Here is a 17175-nt window from a genome sequence, read left to right as displayed (position 1 = left end):
AGCCTCGTTTAAGGATAGTTGTATTCCCCGGGGAATACCTCAGCACCCGGAAAAGAACCCTTGAGCAGGCTGTGGATTGGGCTAGTCTTTGAAGATCCCCTTTGCCTCGGAGCATCCCACCATGCCTATCACCGATTCTGCTGACTGCGATCTCATTTTCTACACCAACCCCATGTCTCGAGGGCGCATTGTGCGCTGGATGCTGGAAGAGGTCGGCGCCGACTATCGCCAGGTTTTGCTCGCCTATGAAACCGATATGAAAGCCGATGACTATCTCGCCATCAATCCCATGGGTAAAGTGCCTGCCTTGATGCACCGTGGCCAGGTGGTAACCGAATCTGCCGCCATTTGTGCCTATCTTGCCGATGCCTTCCCGAACGCGGGCCTGGCGCCTGACCTGGCTGATCGGGCGGCCTATTACCGGTGGCTGTTCTTTGCAGCAGGCCCTCTGGAGGCGGCGGTAATGGATCGGGTACTCAAGGCCGAAGTCACCAGCGACCTGGAGAAAATGGTGGGCTACGGCACCTACGATCACACCATTGATACCCTGGTGCAGGCGGTATCAAACAAACCCTACATCGCCGGCTCCCGGTTCACCGCGGCTGACGTCTATGTGGGCTCCCACATCATGTGGGGTATGGAGTTCGGCTCGATTCCCAAACGACCGGAATTCGAGGCCTATGTGGAAAAGCTGGCAAACCGGCCTGCACTGGCAGCGGCAAAGGCTTTGGACGACAATCTTATCCCCCAGTGATTGAGTACGGTCATTTAGTGTCCAAGAATCGTCAGCGCCCTGTTCTCGTGGGCTGGGGCGCTCTGTCCTTGCTCTGCTAACACAGTTATCCACAGTTTTTGTGGGTAATCATGGCGCTGTTGAAAAGGCCTCTTCGGGGAGTGGTCTCGGGCTCCGGAAACTGGCACAGTTCACCACTCCTATCGAACAATCACAGTAAGAGGAAAAGCCGGTGACAGATCTTGTCGATTACCAACTAAATGACGGCGTTGCGACCATTACCATTACCAATGGCAAGGCCAATGCCCTGAGCCATGAGGTGTTTGAAGCGCTGAATGCGGCCCTGGACCGGGCGGAATCGGACGAGGCCGTGGTTATCCTGACCGGTCAGCCGGGCATTTTCTCTGGTGGGTATGACCTGAAGGAGATGCAGAAGAGCGCCAGCGAGGCCTCTGCGCTGGTGACGGTGGGTTCCAAGCTGACCCGTCGGCTGTCGGCTTTCCCGTTTCCGGTGATTGGCGCCTGCAGCGGCCACGCCATTGCCAAGGGTGCCTTTATCCTGTTGTCAGTGGATCACCGCATCGGCGTTGAGGGAGACTTCAAGCTGGGCCTTAATGAAGTGGCCATTGGCATGACCATGCACCGCGCGGGCATCGAAATTGCCCGGCACCGCCTGACGCCTGCCCACTTCCAACGTTCCGTAGTGAACGCGGAAATATACGGGCCCCAGGGCGCGGTGGACGCAGGTTTCCTGGATGAGATTGTGGCCCCGTCTGAACTCAGTACTCGCGCCAATGAGCTGGCACAACAGTTCAAAAAGCTGAACATGCGGGCGCACAAGGAAACCAAGCGCAAAGCCAAGGCCGAGTACCTAGCGCTGATGGATCGCTGCATTGAGCAGGATTCCGAGCACCTTGGGCTGGCGGGCTAAGCTTTTTGCGGCCATTGATGATTGGAATCTGATCGGGCATGGAGACCCGCAATGCGCAGACTTGCAGATCATGTTGACTGGCAGTATGTCTTTCGGGAGTACTGGAACCTTTACCGTTTCGGATCGGCCGGCGGTAACAGTGTTATTCGTTCGCACCTGAAAGACGTCCGCAATCGCCTGAATGCGGAGCTTGAAATCAATCCTGAAGTTGCGTTTGATCAACCCAACAGTTTGCCGGTGTGTGCCTGGTTGGGAAGGGCCATGGATCAGGGGCTCAATGAACCCACAGCACCACTGGTGCGTTCACTTGCCCGGGTTATCGATCAACTGACCTGGCGCTATGGCTACGAACGCATGCGAAAGGGTCTGGCGCGCAAATACGCCTACTCGGAGCTGATGGGGCCAAATGGTCCCGTGATTAGCAAGAAGCTTATTCTCGGCCTTGTCCTTTTTGCCCCCCGATGCACCTATCCTGAGCACAGCCACGACGGTATCAGCGAATCGTATATCTGCCTCAGTGGGTCGGTGTCGGACAGCAACTACAGCGTGTTCACGCCGGGGTCGTTGCTGTTCAATCCACCGAAACGCGCCCATCGAATGACCACGGGTGATTTCGAGCCAACCTTGTTGGCTTATGCCTGGACCGGTGATGAAGACAAGTTGGCCCACCAGAAGATGGATTTCTCGATCAAAAAGTAAAGCAGTACATCGGGCAAACAGCCGGGTTCCGAGCGGGCCCTAGTAAGCACCTTCGCTGTAGATCAGCTCGTAGCTGTGGCTGTAGATCTCGAGGATGTTGCCGAACGGATCTTCCATGTAGATCATGCGGTACGGCTTCTCACCCGGGTAGTAGTAGCGCGGCTTTTCCATGCGTTTCTTACCACCTGCAGCAACGATACGCTCTGCCAGCCCTTCAACGTCCGGATCCTGAACGCAGAAGTGGAATACACCGGTCTTCCAGTACTCGAAGTTGTTCTCCGGATTTTCCTGGTTTTTGAACTGAAACAGCTCAACGCCGATCCGGTCGCCGGTGGACATGTGGGCAATGCGGAAGTTGCCCCAGCCCGGACCAAACACGTCGGTGCACATTTCGCCGATGGCACTGTCGTCTTCTTCGATGTCGGTCGGCTTCATGATCAGGTACCAACCCATGACTTCGGTGTAGAACTTCACCGCTGCTTCCAGGTCGGGTACGGAAATGCCAATGTGTGAAAAGTTTCTTGGGTAAACGTTGCTCATTTGCTGTTACCTCTTGCCTCTGTGACTGTGCAACTAGGTTACAAAGCCTGATTGATCACGTAAAATTATCATTTTTAATGTGTTCGAGTATGAATCGTAATGATGAATCCCGTCTGGTTACGTAGCTTCTGCACTCTGGTGGAGGTTGGCCATTTCACGCGCACCGCAGAGCGCCTGCACATGACGCAATCGGGTGTCAGTCAGCATGTGCGAAAGTTGGAAGAGCAGCTTGAACTGTCTCTGCTGGTTCGTCAGGGCAAGCAGTTCACCCTGACCGATGCCGGTGAGCGGCTGTACCGCGAGGCCAATGTGATAGTCGAGTCGCTGTCCGATCTTGAACGGCGGGTTGGCGCGGATCCGGCCTTCGAAGGCCTGGTCAGAATCATGTCGCCCGGCAGTGTGGGGCTGAAGCTGTATCCGCACCTGCTGACTTTGCAAACGCAGCATCCGGGTCTGGTCATCGATTACCGCTTTGCGCCCAACTCTGACGTTGAGCGGGCCATTGCCGAATACCGGGTGGATGTGGGTATCATGACAAAGCCCGCAGCCCTGGATGAGGTTGGTTTCAAGCCAGTGGGCGAAGAGGCCTTGTTGCTGGTGACACCTGAGGGGATGGATGAACCCAGCTGGGACCAGTTAATGGCGCTCGGGTTCATCAATCATCCGGACGGGGCTCACCATGCGGGCTTGCTGCTGGGGGCTAACTACAGCGAGTTCCATCATAGCAATCAGTTCCCGTCGGCCGGTTTTTCCAACCAGATCAGCCTGATTCTCGAGCCGGTCAGCCGGGGCTTGGGGTTTACCGTATTGCCGGCTTACGCCATCGAAGCGTTCCAGCAGCCAGAGACAGTAAAAACCCACCGGTTGGCAACACCAGCCAGTGAAACCCTGTTTCTGGGCTTTCGTCGCAACCAGCCTCTGCCCAATCGGGTCAGCACCGTTATCGATGCTATGCGCGAAGGGCTGGATCTGAGTGCTGGCGATTCGCCCGGAATGGTGTAGTTTGGAAAGATTCAGAAGGTGTGCAGTTTTCAGAAAGTAATCAGTTCTTTATTACAAAATCCGGAGGTCCAGCGTGTCCCAGTACGAGCAGTTTGCCAGTGATAACTACAGCGGTGTATGTCCCGAAGCCTGGGAGGCTATGGCCGCGGCAAACCGCATGGACGAAGCCGCCTATGGTGAAGACAGCTGGACCCAGCGGGCCGCTGATGACATTCGGGCGCTGTTTGATACCGACTGCGATGTCTTTTTTGTGTTCAACGGCACCGCGGCCAACTCCTTGGCCCTGGCCTCTATTGGGCAATCCTTTCACAGTGTCATCTGCCACGAGCTGGCGCACATCGAGACCGACGAATGCGGAGGGCCGGAATACGCTTCCAACGGCGCGAAGCTGCTGTTGGGGCAGGGGCCGGATGGCAAGCTCACGCCTGAGAGTATCGAGCACCTGGTCACCAAGCGCACCGACATCCATTACCCGAAACCGAAAGCCCTGAGCCTGACTCAGGCCACAGAAGTTGGCACCCTCTACACCCCTGAAGAATTACGCGCGATCCGGGCCATGGCGGATAAGTACAACCTGAGCATCCATATGGATGGCGCCCGGTTTGCCAACGCAGTGGCGGCGCTGGACGTGCACCCATCGGAGATCACCTGGAAAGCCGGCGTGGATGTTCTGTGTTTCTCTGGCACCAAGAATGGCCTGGCTCTCGGTGAGGCCGTGGTGTTTTTCAATCGACAGCTGGCCGAAGATTTCGAATGGCGTTGTAAGCAAGCCGGTCAGTTGGCGTCCAAGATGCGCTACATTTCGGCGCCCTGGTGTGGACTGCTGGACAACGATGTCTGGTTGCACAATGCCCGGCACGCCAACGCCTGCGCCGCACGGCTGGCCAGCGGGCTGGAAGGCCTGCCCGGCGTTTCGCTGCGCTATCCCCGGCAGGTGAATGGCGTGTTCGTGGAAATGCCCGAACCGGTGCAGGCGGCGCTGCGGGCCAAAGGCTGGCGGTTCTATAATTTCATCGGTGGCTCGGCCCGCCTGATGTGTTCCTGGGCAACCACAACCGAACGCGTGGATCAGTTTGTAGCTGATGTTCGTGAACTGGTGCGTTAACACAAACTTCCGCCGGCGATGACCTCGGGGACGGACAGCGCGGTTCTTTCTTTTGCCGGTGTCTGAGCTAGACTTTAATTAGGTTTTTGGCACCGGGGCTTTGCCCATGGAAACCGACCCAGACCGCGCCCATCAACCCAGTGTTGAGTTTCTGCCGCAACGCCTTTGTTGTCTCCTGTCTTTGTGCGTCGCTATTCTGCTGACGCCTTTTGCCCAACCCGTTTTCGCCGACTCGTCCACAGATCTCCATGCGGTTTTAGATGGGAAAACATTCCAAAGTCAGCTTGGTGTTAAAGGCGCGCCTGGGGACATTGACGACCTGCTGGTGTTCGATGACGGTGAATTCGTTTCGGAGGAGTGTGAGCGCAGGTGCGGTTACGCCAAGGTGGAGTACTGGGTCAGAGCAGAGGGTGATGCTGTCCAGATGCGGGCCGATGTTCCCTGTACCGAGTCTGGTGCGGTTATGTATTGGCGTGGCACTGTCAGGGGAGACGAAATCGAAGGGTCGATTATCTGGGTCAATAAACGCTGGTACTGGACCTTTGAAAAAGAGCTCTGGTTCAAGGGCCGGCTAGTCAAGGGACAGCAGCCATGATGTTGCCGACGGTGCCGGAACACCGGCGGTTGGTCGGTTTTCTGAAGCTCGGCGTGTTCGTCGCCATCGTTGTGGTTGGCAATCTGATGACGCGGGGTGTCATCGATGGGCTCGATCTCAATATTCGACCCTCCAACGAGCCGGCGTTGCACCGTATCATCATGATATCCATGGCAGCTTATATCTTGCTGATGGCGATTCCCTTCGTACCAGGGGTTGAGATAGGTCTGGCCTTGATGATGATTCTTGGCCCAAAAATTGTGCCTCTTGTGTTTATCTGCACGCTCACTTCGTTATGTCTGGCTTACCTGATTGGTCGACTGGTACCGGAGTCGAGCATTGCTCAGTTTCTTCGGGAGGTGCGGTTGGAAAGAGCGGCGAAATTTCTTGCCGGGTTTGAGGGGCTCACGCCCGAGCAGCGTATTGTCAGGTTGACGGAACGCACTCCCCGAAAGTGGTTACCCTGGCTGGTTCGGCATCGCTATGTCACGCTGCTGGTTGCGATCAATCTGCCCGGTAACATGGTCGTGGGCGGTGGGGGAGGGCTGGCGATGATGGCTGGTATGAGCCGGCTTTTTTCGCCGTTCGCTTTTGTGCTTCTGGTTGCCGTGGCTATTTCGCCGATCCCAATTTTACTGCTGTTGTTCGGAGATGCGATTGCCAGTTGGCCTATCTAGATTGCGTTGCTCCAAATTTTCCTCCGCCTGTTTCGTTTCACCCCGTTCCATCTGCAAGTTACGGTCGCTAGTTTTCGCTCTTCGTGGTATATCAGCTAACCTGTTTAGCTCAACATTTTTGGGAACCTAGCAATGCCAAGAGCAAGTGAAATCAAAAAGAATTCTGCAGTGGATTACGATGGCCGGGTGTATTTCGTGAAGGATATCGAGCGCTCGGTGCCTCAGGGGCGGGCTGGAGGCAGCCTGTATCGCATGCGCATGTACGACGTTGTAACCGGCAGCAAGATTGACGAAACCTTCAAGGATTCAGATATGCTGAATCTGGCGGATCTTACCCGCCGGCCGGCCACCTTCTCCTACGCCGACGGCGAAGAGGTCGTGTTCATGGACAACGAGGACTTCACCCAGTACAGCCTGAACCGTGAGGCCATCGCCGATGAGCTTCTGTTCATCAGCGAAGACACCCAGGGCCTGATGGTGGTTCTGGTCAGCGACGCGCCGGTATCCCTGGCCTTGCCGCCGACGGTGGAGTTAGACATCAGCGAGACCGATCCTTCGATCAAGGGCGGCTCCGCGACCGCGCGTACCAAGCCGGCCACCTTGTCGACCGGACTGGTAGTGCAGGTGCCGGAGCACATCTCCACGGGCGATCGGATCAAGGTGAATGTGGAGGAACGCAAATTCCTGAGCCGTGCCTGAGCTTGTTCTAGGAGGCTGAATGACCAATTCGAATGCCAAGCTGGTGGTTTTTTACGACGGCTCCTGCCCGGCCTGTATCAAGGACCGGCGCTGGTACGAAAAGCTGGCGGGTAAAACCGGCGAATCGGTTGAGTGGCTGGATATTACCGGTCGTGATGATGAGCTGCGCAGTGAAGGTATCGATCCCTACCGGGCCCTGAGAGAATTGCACGTGAAAGACGCCCAGGGCCGGATTCATCGCGAGATGGATGCCTACATTTTGTTGATGTCCCGCGTGCCGGTGCTGAGACCCCTGGCCTGGCTAATTGGCCTGCCTTTGATACGACCGGGCCTCGCCCGGCTCTACCACGCCTGGGTCAGCCGGCGGCTTGATGCCGGTGCCGACTAAGATCTAATCCCCTGCGGGTGCATAAGAGACTATCGTTACAGTGAAAATTAGAGAACGCCAGCTCATCCGCCCCGGCATTCGGGGTTGGGATCGGTTGGCGTTTTTGCGTTAACACCAATAACAATACCGCGAGGACATTCTATGTTGCAGAGACTGACCAACGGCTCAGTGAAACTGGTCGAGCGTTACCTGCCCGATCCCTACGTACTGGTCCTGCTGCTATCGCTAGTGGTGTTCGTAGCCGCTATCGTTTTTGAAGGCCAATCGCCGCTGCAAATGGTGCAGTACTGGGGCGATGGCTTCTGGAACCTGCTGACTTTCGCCATGCAGATGGTCCTGGTTCTGGTCACCGGCTTTGTTCTGGCCAGCACCCCATTTTTCCGCACAATCCTCAAGGCCCTGGCCCGGTTGGCTAAATCTCCCGGCCAGGCGGTTATCCTGGTCACACTGGTGTCGCTGGCGGCAGCCTGGATCAACTGGGGCTTTGGCCTGGTGATCGGGGCGCTGTTTGCTCGTCAGGTGGCGCGGACAGTGCCTAACGTGAACTATCCGCTGCTGATTGCCAGCGCGTACAGTGGCTTCATGGTGTGGCACGGCGGCCTGGCCGGTTCGGTGCCCCTGGTGATTGCCACCGAAGGCCACTTTACTGCCGACATGATCGGCGTGATTCCCACCAGTGAGACCATTTTTGCGCCGTTTAACCTGCTGCTGGTGCTGGCCATGTTCATTGTCATACCGGTGGTGAACCGGATGATGATGGGTAACGATGACAAGCACGTTGACGCCACCAAGCTGGGTGACGAAGCCCCACTGCCACCGCTGCAGAACGATCGCCCGGCCGAAAAGCTGGAAAACAGCCTCATCCTGGCCCAGGCCATTGGGGTAATGGGGGTGATTTTTGCTGGTTACTACTTCCTGGCGCGCAGTGGTTCCCTGAATCTGAACATCGTCAATTTCATGTTCCTGATCCTGGGTATCATCCTGCACGGTCGGCCGTCACGCTTCATCGCAAGTGCCAGCGAGGCGGTTAAAGGCTCTACCGGTATCATCATCCAGTTTCCGTTTTACGCGGGAATCATGGCGATGATGGTGGATTCCGGGCTGGCCAGCAGTCTGTCCAACTGGTTTGCCAGTGTTGCCAACCCGACCACCTTCCCGCTGTTTACCTTCCTGAGTGCCGGTATTGTGAATATCTTCGTGCCGTCTGGTGGTGGTCAGTGGGCGGTGCAAGCACCGATCATGCTGGAAGCTGGCGCCGCACTGGGTGTCGAGCCCGCCCGCACGGCCATGGCCGTGGCCTGGGGTGACGCCTGGACCAACATGATTCAGCCGTTCTGGGCATTGCCGGCGCTGGCGATTGCCGGTCTGTCTGCCAAGGATGTTATGGGCTACTGTCTGATCGTGTTGCTGGTTACCGGCGTGGTGCTGGGTTTCGGGCTGATGTTTTTGCCCTGATCACCGCCCACCAGAGCGGGCAGCCGGGCGTTGACGCGCCCGGATGCCCGCAAATGCGGTAAGGTGTGGGCTAGTCTCCGAAAGATCGTTCCCGATAGACAGGCCCAGCAAGAAGGAAGTACCTGAATGACCGCAAAGCACTCCCAAGGCTCGAAGCCCGTATCGGCCTCGGCCATCGAACAACACGTCTACAAAGTGTTCCCGAACGATATGAACGCCCACAACACGGTGTTCGGGGGCATGATCATGGCCAAATGTGATCGTCTCGCTCTGGTAGTTGCCGAAAGGCATTCTGCCCACGTGTGCGTGACCGCGGCGGTGGATTCCATTCATTTTCGTGCGCCTGCCAAAGGCAACGACACCCTGCTGTTCAGCCTGTCGTTGAATCGCAGCTGGGGCTCGTCCATGGAGATTGGTGCGCGGGTGGAGGCCGAGAACAGCTACACCGGCGATACCCGTCATATCCTGTCAGCGTTCTTTACCTTTGTAGCCCTGGATGAAAACGACAAGCCGGTGGATGTGCCCGAGGTGATGCCTGAGACGGATGAACAAACGCGGCGATTCGCGAACGCCCAAGTGCGTCGCGACGGTCGCCTGAAAACGCGTGAGAAACTCGCCAGCCGCTGATCCGGGCGCCAATCGCACATTTCCAGCTACTGGAATGCGGTCTACACTGATAACTGAAGTCGTAGTTATGAGCAGCCAGCAGGTTTCAGTTTGGATCAGATCAAGCCCCTGCCCATAGGCGCCCAACACTACATCCTCATGCTGATCCCGAGGCTAATCCGGGACATTGAGGAGTTGGGGTTGCCGCACATCATTCGGACTTCCAGCTTTACCGAGCGGGAAGTCACTACCCTCTACTTCGAATTCGTTTCCGTAAACCGGGTGCTCCCAACCGAGCCGAAAAACATTGCGCCTGGGCTGTGGCCGCACCTGATTTATTGCGTGCAGGTGATGACTGAGATGGTGAATTCCGCCTCCATGGAGGAGCTGGCGCAGGCCCGGGAACAGGCCATCCAGAAATTCCTCCCTCACGCCCGACAGTCGGTGGAGAAGGAATACCGGGATCAGTGCCGGGATGGAACTGTGGACCTGCACCTGGCGGGAGTGTTGCGACAAGACAGCTCGCCCGATCATTCTCGTGAACTGTGCATGGAGGCAATACGGCTGGAGCGCGAGCGGCGAATAGCGTCAGTAAAGGGGCTCTCCACCGCGCACCTGAATGTTCACTCGGCGTGTATCGTTGAAGCCGCTAAAGCCTTCGTTGAACAGGCCCGTGCGGACGCACCTGAGAACTTCGGGGTGTTGGACCTGGTGGTCCGGTTACTGGACCTGCTCCGCCTGGTGCACGTGCTTGAGACGTCGCCGTCGGCGCAGGCGGCCATTCCGGCTGATTTTTCCGTCGACAACATCGTGCTGGGCATTGGCAATGCGCTTTACCGCGAAGAGCTGGGTTTGCGCTTCACCCAGGTTAAAGCTCCGCGTCCTTAACGTTTTCCATCACCACAAAAGTACTGGTCTGCAGCACATGGGGCAGAGCAGAGATCTGCTCGCCCAGCACCTGCCGGTATTCCGCCATGTTCCGGGTGCGCACTTTCAGCAGGTAGTCGAAGTTGCCGGCAATCATGTGACATTGCTCCACCGCGGAAATCTGCTTAACTGAATGGTTGAAGGCGGCCAGGGCATTGCTGCTGGTGTCGTCGAGGGTAACCTGGGCAAAGGCGATGTGAGACAGGCCGAGTTTGGTCTGATTGACCAGCGCCGTGTAGCCGGTGATATAGCCCTGCTCCTCAAGCCGCCGCATGCGCACCTGACAGGGCGTCTTGGAGAGGCCTACGCGGGATGCCAGCTCAGTTACTGTTATCCGGGAGTTTTTCTGGAGTTCGCGAATAATGGAGTGATCGATTCTATCCAGTTCGACCATAGGGTCCGTTCCTGAGTGTGTAAATGGCCTGTTTTGCGCCTGAATATAATCAAAAAACCTGTGTATGGAAACTTCTTAGCCAATTCGGCTGTCTGGTTTTGTAGGCGAAATGATCTTCTGACGTTCTCAGGACGTAGGCGTGTTTATGGCACTGGAAATTTTCATCGGTAACAGCCTCAAGTCACAATCCATTGCGAACGTGACGTCATTCTGTACTGGCCAGGAACGCGTGGGCGAAGGAAGTTTGGCTAGAACATCGAAATCTTAAAGCAAATTAATAAATTTTTCCCGCGAAAAAAAGACAGAACGCCTCGTGAGTTTCGTTTTTAAAGAGAAAATGTCTTTGTCGTTCTCGGTAGAATGCCGGTAAGACAATTAATGAAGAGGGTGTAGCAATGAGACCGCAGCAATCAGAGACGCCGACATTGGTCGACAGCCGGCTGGCCATTCGTGATTACTACCTTGCTGACGAGCATAAGGTCGTCCATGAGATGATTGCGGGCGCACAGTTGTCGCCGAGTGAGCGCGAAGCGATTTCGGCCCGCGCCGCTGATCTGGTGCGTAGTGTGCGTAAAAACGCCAAGCCCACCATTATGGAAAAATTCCTCGCCGAGTATGGTCTGACTACCAAAGAAGGCGTAGCGCTGATGTGTCTGGCCGAAGCCCTGTTGCGGGTTCCCGACAGCATGACCATCAACGATCTGATCGAGGACAAGGTTACGTCCGGCGCTTGGGGCACCCACCTGGGTAAAGCTTCGTCCCAGTTGATCAACACCGCCACCATCGCCCTGTTGATGACCAGCAACCTGCTGAAGGAATCCGAGCGCAACAGCATCGGCGATACCCTGCGTAAGCTGCTCAAGCGTTTTGGCGAGCCGGTTATCCGCACCGTGGCTGGCCAGGCCATGAAGGAAATGGGTCGTCAGTTCGTGCTTGGTCGCGACATCGAAGAAGCCCAGGACGAAGCCAAAGAGTACATGGCCAAAGGCTACACCTATTCCTACGACATGCTGGGTGAAGCCGCGCGTACCGACGATGACGCCAAGCGCTATTTCGACTCCTATTCCAACGCGATCGACAGCATTGCCAAGGCGTGCAAGGGCGATGTGCGCAAGAACCCGGGCATTTCGGTGAAGCTGTCCGCGTTACTGGCCCGCTACGAGTTTGGCAACAAAGAGCGGGTGATGAATGAATTGCTGCCCCGCGCCCGTACCCTGGTCAAGAAAGCCGCCGCTGCCAACATGGGCTTTAACATCGATGCCGAGGAGCAGGACCGCCTGGATCTGTCCCTGGACGTCATTGAGGAGCTGGTGGCCGATCCTGAGCTGGCCGGCTGGGATGGCTTTGGCGTGGTGGTGCAGGCCTACGGCAAGCGCTCTTCCTTTACCCTGGACTGGCTCTACGGCCTGGCCGAGAAGTACGACCGCCGGTTCATGGTGCGTCTGGTTAAGGGCGCCTACTGGGATGCCGAGATCAAGCGTGCCCAGGTCATGGGTCTGGACGGCTTCCCGGTCTTTACCCGCAAAGCGTGCAGTGACGTGTCGTTCGTTTCCTGCGCGACCAAACTGATCAACATGACGGACCGGATTTACCCACAGTTCGCCACCCACAACGCCCACTCGGTGTCCACGATCCTGGAGCTGGCCAAGCTCAAGGGCGTGAGCAGTTACGAGTTCCAGCGTTTGCATGGCATGGGTGAGTCCCTGCACAACGAGGTCCTGAAGGCGAGCGGTGTTCCGTGCCGCATCTATGCCCCGGTCGGGCCGCACAAGGATCTGCTGGCGTACCTGGTTCGCCGTCTGCTGGAAAACGGTGCCAACAGCTCGTTCGTGAACCAGATCGTCGACAAGAGCATTACCCCGGAGGAAATCGCCAAGGACCCGATCGATGCGGTCCGTGAAATGGGCGATAACATCTCCAGCAAAGCCATCGTGCACCCGTTCAAGCTGTTCGGGGACCAGCGCCGCAATTCCAAGGGCTGGGACATCACCGATCCGGTCACCGTGCAGGAAATCGATGCCGGCCGCGACGCTTTCCGCAGTCACCGCTGGAAAGGCGGCCCGCTGATTGCAGGCGAGGTATCCGGTACCGAAGTTCAGGTGGTGCGTAACCCGGCCGATCCGGAAGATCTGGTAGGCCACGTTACCCAGGCAACCGATGCTGACGTTGATACTGCTGTATCGGCGGCCCAGGAAGGCTTCAAAGCCTGGTCTGCCAAGTCTGCGGAAGAGCGCGCTGCCTGCGTGCGCAGGGTCGGTGAGCTTTACGAGGAGCACGCCTACGAGTTGTTCGCGCTGACCACCCGCGAGGCGGGCAAGTCGCTGTTGGACGCAATTGCTGAGATTCGTGAGGCGGTGGACTTTGCCGAGTTCTACGCCAACGAAGCGGTCCGCTACAAAGACGCCGGCGATGCCCGTGGCGTTATGTGCTGCATCTCGCCGTGGAACTTCCCACTGGCCATCTTCACCGGTCAGATCCTGGCCAACCTGGCCGCCGGTAACACCGTGCTGGCCAAGCCGGCGGAGCAGACCTCCTTGCTGGCAATCCGCGCCGTGGAGCTGATGTACGAGGCCGGTATTCCTAAAGACGCGATGCAGCTGCTGCCGGGTACCGGCGCTACTGTCGGTGCCGCACTGACTTCCGACTCCCGGGTTTCCGGTGTCTGCTTCACCGGTTCCACCGCGACCGCGCAGCGCATCAACAAGGTGATGACCGAGAACATGGCGCCGGACGCTCCGCTGGTGGCGGAAACAGGCGGCATGAACGCCATGATCGTGGATTCCACGGCATTGCCGGAGCAGGTTGTCCGGGATGTGCTGGCGTCGTCGTTCCAGAGCGCCGGTCAGCGTTGTTCCGCCTTGCGCATGCTGTATGTGCAGAAGGACATCGCCGATCACCTGTTGGAAATGCTCTACGGAGCCATGGAAGAACTGGGCATTGGCAACCCCTGGTTGTTGTCCACCGATGTCGGTCCGGTCATCGATGAAACCGCCCGCAAGAAGATTGTCGATCATTGCGACAACTTCGAGCGCAACGGCAAGCTCTTGAAGAAACTGCCAGTGCCGGATAACGGTCTGTTCGTGTCTCCGGCGGTACTGAAGGTATCTGGTATCGAGGAAATGGAAGAGGAAATCTTCGGCCCGGTGCTGCATGTGGCGACGTTTGAAGCCAAGGACATCGACAAGGTGGTGGATAGTGTTAACGCCAAAGGCTACGGCCTGACCTTCGGTATCCACAGCCGGGTTGATCGCCGGGTGGATCGGATTGCCAGCCGTATCAAGGTGGGTAACACCTACGTGAACCGGAATCAGATTGGCGCCATTGTTGGCTCCCAGCCGTTTGGCGGTGAAGGGTTGTCGGGCACTGGTCCGAAGGCCGGTGGTCCGCAGTACGTGCGTCGCTTCATCAAAGGCAATACCGTCGAAGTGCCGGCGCAATCCGGTGGTAAGTCGGTGGATGCCAAGAAGCTGCAGAGCCTGATCGGCAAGCTGGATTCACTGAAAACCCAGAAGCCAGATGACCGCATGGCCCTGCTCAAGCCGATCTTCGGTGACCTTCCGGCGCCACTGGACGCCCACGCTGAGGAAATGCCGGGGCCAACCGGCGAGCTGAATCGCCTGACCAACCATGCCCGTGGCGTGGTGCTGTGTCTCGGGCCGGATCAGGCAACTGCGCTGGAGCAGGCCGGTGTGGCGCTGTCTCAGGGCAACAAGGTGGTCGTGGTTGCGCCAGGCGTTGAAGTCAAGGTCAACGAGGCGGCCAAGGCCGGTCTGCCGATCGTGGGTATCGACGGCCAGCTGGAGCCAGAAGCGCTGGCAACTGCCAATGGCTTTGAGGCCGTGGTCAGCTGTGCCCAGCAGGAGTTGCTGCGTGATTATCGCCTGGCCCTGGCCAAGCGCGAAGGCGCACTGCTGCCGCTGATCACCGAGCACAGGCTGGACCAGCGTTTCGTGATCGAGCGCCACCTGTGTGTGGATACTACTGCAGCCGGTGGTAACGCAAGCCTGATCGCGGCGTCTGAGTGACGCCCGATCCGGCACCGCGGGCTTATCAGCCGGTGGTGCCGGGTGCTCCCTGCCGTAACCGGTGATTGAAGATCATGCGTCGGGCTTCCGCCTCTGCCACATCGGTGAGGTAGAAGCTCACGGACGCACCGGGTGCCCGCTGGGCCAGTTGGCCTGCTCCCAGGGCGCTCAATGATCCGATCTTCGGATATCCGCCAATGGTCTGTCGATCCTTCATCAGGACGATGGGCTGGCCATCGGTGGGAATCTGGATAGAGCCATAGGCAATACCTTCCGAGATAATGCCGTCCAGGTCGCCGTGGATGGCTTCCCCCGACAATCGATACCCCATGCGGTCGATATTCTGACTGACCTGATATTCCGAAGTGAAAAAGCGGGCCCGGGCCGAGCGTGGAAAATGTCGGTACTGGTAGCCGGGAATCACGCCTACTCGTAAAGGTTTCCGGTAATCCGGAATTTCACTGTAGGGCACGCTCGCCTTGGCAACAGCCGATGGCGGCGCCAGCGGTATACGGTCACCCTTGGCTAGTTTGGCGCCGGTGCCATCCAGGCCGCCAAGCTGTTCCCGGCTGACGGTAGCCGCGCTACCCAGTCTGGCCGGCACGTCCAATCCACCGCTCACCGCCAGGTAGGCTCGTAAACCCACCACCGGCATACTGAAGCTGAGCCGGTCGCCCTGTTTGATTTCGTAGGTTTGCCAGGGGGCAATCGGGCGTTCGTTCAGGCGTGCCCCCAGGTCCGCCCCGGTCAGGGCAATGCTGGTATCGCTGTGGGCCAGCAGGCTCAGACGGCCGAAAGTGATTTCCAGCTGTGGCGCGTTCAGGGGATTGTTAAGCAGGCGGTTGGCCCACAGAAAGGCGTGCTCATCCATGGGACCACCAGTGGTGACACCAATGTGCTGGTAACCAAGCCGGCCCATATCCTGAACCTGCGTCAGCATGCCCGGATCCAATACTTCAAAGCTCATCGAATTGGCCCCCGAGGCTGATAAATTCTTCCCGGTCGATCGAGCGGAATTTGATCCGGTCGCCAATCTGCGCCAGGGCCAGCGACTCGCTGTCCCAATCCACCATCTTGCTGGGGGTGCGCCCGACGATCTGCCAGCCGCCCGGTGTCGCGCTGGGGTAAATGGCGGTTTGTGACCCGGCAATACCCACGCTGCCCACCGGCACTTTCAGCCGCGGTGTTGATTTTCGGGGCATGGCAATGCGCTGGTCGGTACTGCCGAGAAAGGCAAAGCCCGGGCTGAAACCAATGGCGTAAACCCGATAGGTCTGCTCGCTGTGAATGCGAATGACCTCGTCGGTGGACAGGCCGGAGAACTCGCAGACATCCTTGAGATCCAGGGCAACCTCGGGGCCATAGTAGACCGGCAGTTCGAGGGTCTGGGCTGCGGCGTCGTCCTGTGCTTTTTCGGCTCCGCCTTCCAGGGCCTGGCGCAGACGGGTGTGGATGCCAAACCGGTCGATGCGTTCGAGGTCGTAACAGACCATCACCGAGGTGTAAGAGGGCACCAGGTCGGTGATGACATCCGACAGCGCCGACCGGATGTTGTCGGTCGCCTGCTTCACCAGTCCCGCAGTCTCATCGCAGATGGTATCCCCGAAGTAGACGATGCAGGTGCTTTCGTTGATGCCCTCGATTCTCATAGCGCTTGTACGACCTGGCGCATATGGCGGGCGGCCTCAACGGCGTGGGTGCTGTCACCGTGGATGCAGATGGTGTCGGCCCGGATCGGGATACGCTTGCCGGAAATAGAGGTCACCGTGCCCTCCTTGATGATCTGCGTGACCTGTTTTTCGATGGCCTCGGTGGATTCGTGCACCGCACCCGGCACCGAGCGTTTCACCAGCCGGCCCTCGTCGCTGTATGCGCGATCGGAAAATGCCTCAAACCAGACATCGATACCGAATTCTTTGGCGCGGTCGAGCACATCGTCGGCGTCGGGTGTGGCCATGACTACCAGTGGGCAGTGAGGCGCATAGTCCCGGACTGCGGCCATCACCACCGATAGGGTGGTGTGGTCAACGGCCATCTTGTTGTATAGCGCACCGTGAGGTTTTACGTGCTGGATAGCAGTGCCGTGGGTGCGACAGATGCCATCCAGAGCCGCCATCTGATACACCAGAATGGCCTTGAGTTCGTCCGGGCGCAGGTCGATATCGCGTCGGCCAAAGCCGAGCAGATCCGGGTAGCCCGGGTGGGCACCGATGGTTACGTTTTCCGCGATGGCCATGCGCACGGTCTGGTCCATGGTAAGCGGATCAGACGCGTGAAAGCCGCAGGCAATGTTGGCCATGTCGATGAAGGGCATTACGTCGGCATCCATACCCTTGGTCCAGCTACCGAAGCTTTCGCCCATGTCACAGTTGAGTTTCATTGGAATCCTCCTGAAACGT

Annotated in this window: 18 protein-coding genes; 13 read left to right on the top strand and 5 right to left on the bottom strand. The window is 57.9% G+C overall.

Annotated elements, in window-relative coordinates; all coding sequences use genetic code 11:
- Positions 1 to 121: 121 nt before the first annotated feature.
- From QUE89_RS13250 to QUE89_RS13240, 3 genes are all read left to right on the top strand, one after another.
- On the top strand, positions 122 to 754 hold the full coding sequence (locus QUE89_RS13250) for a glutathione S-transferase family protein (protein ID WP_286220546.1): 633 nt from the start codon (positions 122 to 124) through the stop codon (positions 752 to 754).
- A 211-nt stretch (positions 755 to 965) separates the two neighbouring features.
- Positions 966 to 1664: a crotonase/enoyl-CoA hydratase family protein gene (locus tag QUE89_RS13245; protein ID WP_286220545.1), complete on the top strand. Its 699-nt coding sequence runs from the start codon at positions 966 to 968 to the stop codon at positions 1662 to 1664.
- Positions 1665 to 1715: 51 nt separating this feature from the next.
- Positions 1716 to 2363, top strand: coding sequence for a dimethylsulfonioproprionate lyase family protein (locus QUE89_RS13240; protein ID WP_286220544.1), 648 nt, complete (start codon positions 1716 to 1718; stop codon positions 2361 to 2363).
- Positions 2364 to 2402: 39 nt separating this feature from the next.
- Here QUE89_RS13240 and QUE89_RS13235 read toward each other — a convergent pair whose 3' ends face one another.
- Complete coding sequence (locus QUE89_RS13235; protein WP_286220543.1) at positions 2403 to 2903, bottom strand: lactoylglutathione lyase family protein; 501 nt, start codon at positions 2901 to 2903, stop codon at positions 2403 to 2405.
- Between the two features lie 99 nt (positions 2904 to 3002).
- Between QUE89_RS13235 and QUE89_RS13230 the strand changes: the two genes are divergently transcribed.
- The 9 genes from QUE89_RS13230 to QUE89_RS13190 all read left to right on the top strand — a co-directional run bounded on the left by QUE89_RS13230 (position 3003) and on the right by QUE89_RS13190 (position 10318).
- The gene (locus tag QUE89_RS13230; RefSeq protein ID WP_286220542.1) at positions 3003 to 3905 is read left to right on the top strand and encodes a LysR family transcriptional regulator; all 903 of its coding nucleotides are present in this window, start codon (positions 3003 to 3005) and stop codon (positions 3903 to 3905) included.
- A 73-nt stretch (positions 3906 to 3978) separates the two neighbouring features.
- Positions 3979 to 5010 carry a threonine aldolase family protein gene (locus tag QUE89_RS13225; RefSeq protein WP_286220541.1) on the top strand — a complete coding sequence of 344 codons (1032 nt, stop codon included), beginning with the start codon at positions 3979 to 3981 and terminating at the stop codon, positions 5008 to 5010.
- Positions 5011 to 5116: 106 nt separating this feature from the next.
- Positions 5117 to 5605 carry a hypothetical protein gene (locus tag QUE89_RS13220; protein WP_286220540.1) on the top strand — a complete coding sequence of 163 codons (489 nt, stop codon included), beginning with the start codon at positions 5117 to 5119 and terminating at the stop codon, positions 5603 to 5605.
- Positions 5602 to 6282 carry a hypothetical protein gene (locus tag QUE89_RS13215; RefSeq protein ID WP_286220539.1) on the top strand — a complete coding sequence of 227 codons (681 nt, stop codon included), beginning with the start codon at positions 5602 to 5604 and terminating at the stop codon, positions 6280 to 6282. The genes QUE89_RS13220 and QUE89_RS13215 overlap by 4 nt, the downstream gene beginning before the upstream one ends.
- Positions 6283 to 6414: 132 nt before the next feature.
- The gene (efpL, locus tag QUE89_RS13210) at positions 6415 to 6981 is read left to right on the top strand and encodes an elongation factor P-like protein EfpL (RefSeq protein WP_286220538.1); all 567 of its coding nucleotides are present in this window, start codon (positions 6415 to 6417) and stop codon (positions 6979 to 6981) included.
- Between the two features lie 19 nt (positions 6982 to 7000).
- Positions 7001 to 7369 (top strand): thiol-disulfide oxidoreductase DCC family protein, encoded by a 369-nt coding sequence (locus tag QUE89_RS13205; RefSeq protein ID WP_286220537.1) that lies wholly within the window; start codon positions 7001 to 7003, stop codon positions 7367 to 7369.
- 141 nt (positions 7370 to 7510) lie between these two features.
- A complete protein-coding gene (locus QUE89_RS13200) occupies positions 7511 to 8824 on the top strand; it encodes a short-chain fatty acid transporter (RefSeq protein ID WP_286220536.1) in 1314 nt (437 codons plus the stop codon).
- A gap of 126 nt (positions 8825 to 8950) precedes the next feature.
- Positions 8951 to 9451, top strand: coding sequence for an acyl-CoA thioesterase (locus QUE89_RS13195; protein WP_286220535.1), 501 nt, complete (start codon positions 8951 to 8953; stop codon positions 9449 to 9451).
- A 90-nt stretch (positions 9452 to 9541) separates the two neighbouring features.
- Positions 9542 to 10318 (top strand): hypothetical protein, encoded by a 777-nt coding sequence (locus tag QUE89_RS13190; RefSeq protein ID WP_286220534.1) that lies wholly within the window; start codon positions 9542 to 9544, stop codon positions 10316 to 10318.
- On the opposite strand, the gene QUE89_RS13185 is transcribed toward QUE89_RS13190, so the two are convergent.
- Positions 10299 to 10751, bottom strand: coding sequence for an Lrp/AsnC ligand binding domain-containing protein (locus QUE89_RS13185; protein ID WP_041339584.1), 453 nt, complete (start codon positions 10749 to 10751; stop codon positions 10299 to 10301). The two genes, QUE89_RS13190 and QUE89_RS13185, sit on opposite strands and share 20 nt — an antisense overlap.
- 395 nt (positions 10752 to 11146) lie before the next feature.
- On the opposite strand from QUE89_RS13185, the gene putA reads away from it, so the two are divergent.
- Positions 11147 to 14776, top strand: a complete 3630-nt coding sequence (putA, locus tag QUE89_RS13180) for a bifunctional proline dehydrogenase/L-glutamate gamma-semialdehyde dehydrogenase PutA (RefSeq protein WP_286220533.1) — start codon at positions 11147 to 11149, stop codon at positions 14774 to 14776.
- Between the two features lie 25 nt (positions 14777 to 14801).
- Here putA and QUE89_RS13175 read toward each other — a convergent pair whose 3' ends face one another.
- The 3 genes from QUE89_RS13175 to QUE89_RS13165 are packed head-to-tail and all read right to left on the bottom strand — an operon-like array spanning position 14802 to position 17156.
- Entirely contained in the window at positions 14802 to 15743 is a 942-nt protein-coding gene (locus QUE89_RS13175; protein ID WP_286220532.1) for a 5-oxoprolinase subunit C family protein, read from the bottom strand.
- Positions 15733 to 16425, bottom strand: a complete 693-nt coding sequence (gene pxpB, locus QUE89_RS13170; RefSeq protein ID WP_286220531.1) for a 5-oxoprolinase subunit PxpB — start codon at positions 16423 to 16425, stop codon at positions 15733 to 15735. Before pxpB ends, QUE89_RS13175 begins: the two co-directional genes overlap by 11 nt.
- Positions 16422 to 17156 (bottom strand): 5-oxoprolinase subunit PxpA, encoded by a 735-nt coding sequence (locus QUE89_RS13165; protein WP_286220530.1) that lies wholly within the window; start codon positions 17154 to 17156, stop codon positions 16422 to 16424. The genes pxpB and QUE89_RS13165 overlap by 4 nt, the downstream gene beginning before the upstream one ends.
- Positions 17157 to 17175: the final 19 nt, after the last annotated feature.

Origin of the sequence: Marinobacter sp. LA51 (assembly GCF_030297175.1) — a bacterium.
Classification (GTDB): domain Bacteria; phylum Pseudomonadota; class Gammaproteobacteria; order Pseudomonadales; family Oleiphilaceae; genus Marinobacter; species Marinobacter apostichopi.
Note: the sequence above shows the minus strand (reverse complement) of the source record. Positions and strands in the feature narration are given on the sequence as shown.

Coding starts and splice junctions, on each gene's coding strand:
- QUE89_RS13200 (WP_286220536.1), top strand. CDS start 7,511: ATGTTGCAGAGACTGACCAACGGCTCAGTGAAACTGGTCGAGCGTTAC.
- QUE89_RS13195 (WP_286220535.1), top strand. CDS start 8,951: ATGACCGCAAAGCACTCCCAAGGCTCGAAGCCCGTATCGGCCTCGGCC.
- QUE89_RS13205 (WP_286220537.1), top strand. CDS start 7,001: ATGACCAATTCGAATGCCAAGCTGGTGGTTTTTTACGACGGCTCCTGC.
- QUE89_RS13235 (WP_286220543.1), bottom strand. CDS start 2,903: ATGAGCAACGTTTACCCAAGAAACTTTTCACACATTGGCATTTCCGTA.
- pxpB (WP_286220531.1), bottom strand. CDS start 16,425: ATGAGAATCGAGGGCATCAACGAAAGCACCTGCATCGTCTACTTCGGG.
- QUE89_RS13165 (WP_286220530.1), bottom strand. CDS start 17,156: ATGAAACTCAACTGTGACATGGGCGAAAGCTTCGGTAGCTGGACCAAG.
- efpL (WP_286220538.1), top strand. CDS start 6,415: ATGCCAAGAGCAAGTGAAATCAAAAAGAATTCTGCAGTGGATTACGAT.
- QUE89_RS13220 (WP_286220540.1), top strand. CDS start 5,117: ATGGAAACCGACCCAGACCGCGCCCATCAACCCAGTGTTGAGTTTCTG.
- QUE89_RS13215 (WP_286220539.1), top strand. CDS start 5,602: ATGATGTTGCCGACGGTGCCGGAACACCGGCGGTTGGTCGGTTTTCTG.
- QUE89_RS13230 (WP_286220542.1), top strand. CDS start 3,003: ATGATGAATCCCGTCTGGTTACGTAGCTTCTGCACTCTGGTGGAGGTT.
- QUE89_RS13250 (WP_286220546.1), top strand. CDS start 122: ATGCCTATCACCGATTCTGCTGACTGCGATCTCATTTTCTACACCAAC.
- QUE89_RS13185 (WP_041339584.1), bottom strand. CDS start 10,751: ATGGTCGAACTGGATAGAATCGATCACTCCATTATTCGCGAACTCCAG.
- putA (WP_286220533.1), top strand. CDS start 11,147: ATGAGACCGCAGCAATCAGAGACGCCGACATTGGTCGACAGCCGGCTG.
- QUE89_RS13240 (WP_286220544.1), top strand. CDS start 1,716: ATGCGCAGACTTGCAGATCATGTTGACTGGCAGTATGTCTTTCGGGAG.
- QUE89_RS13175 (WP_286220532.1), bottom strand. CDS start 15,743: ATGAGCTTTGAAGTATTGGATCCGGGCATGCTGACGCAGGTTCAGGAT.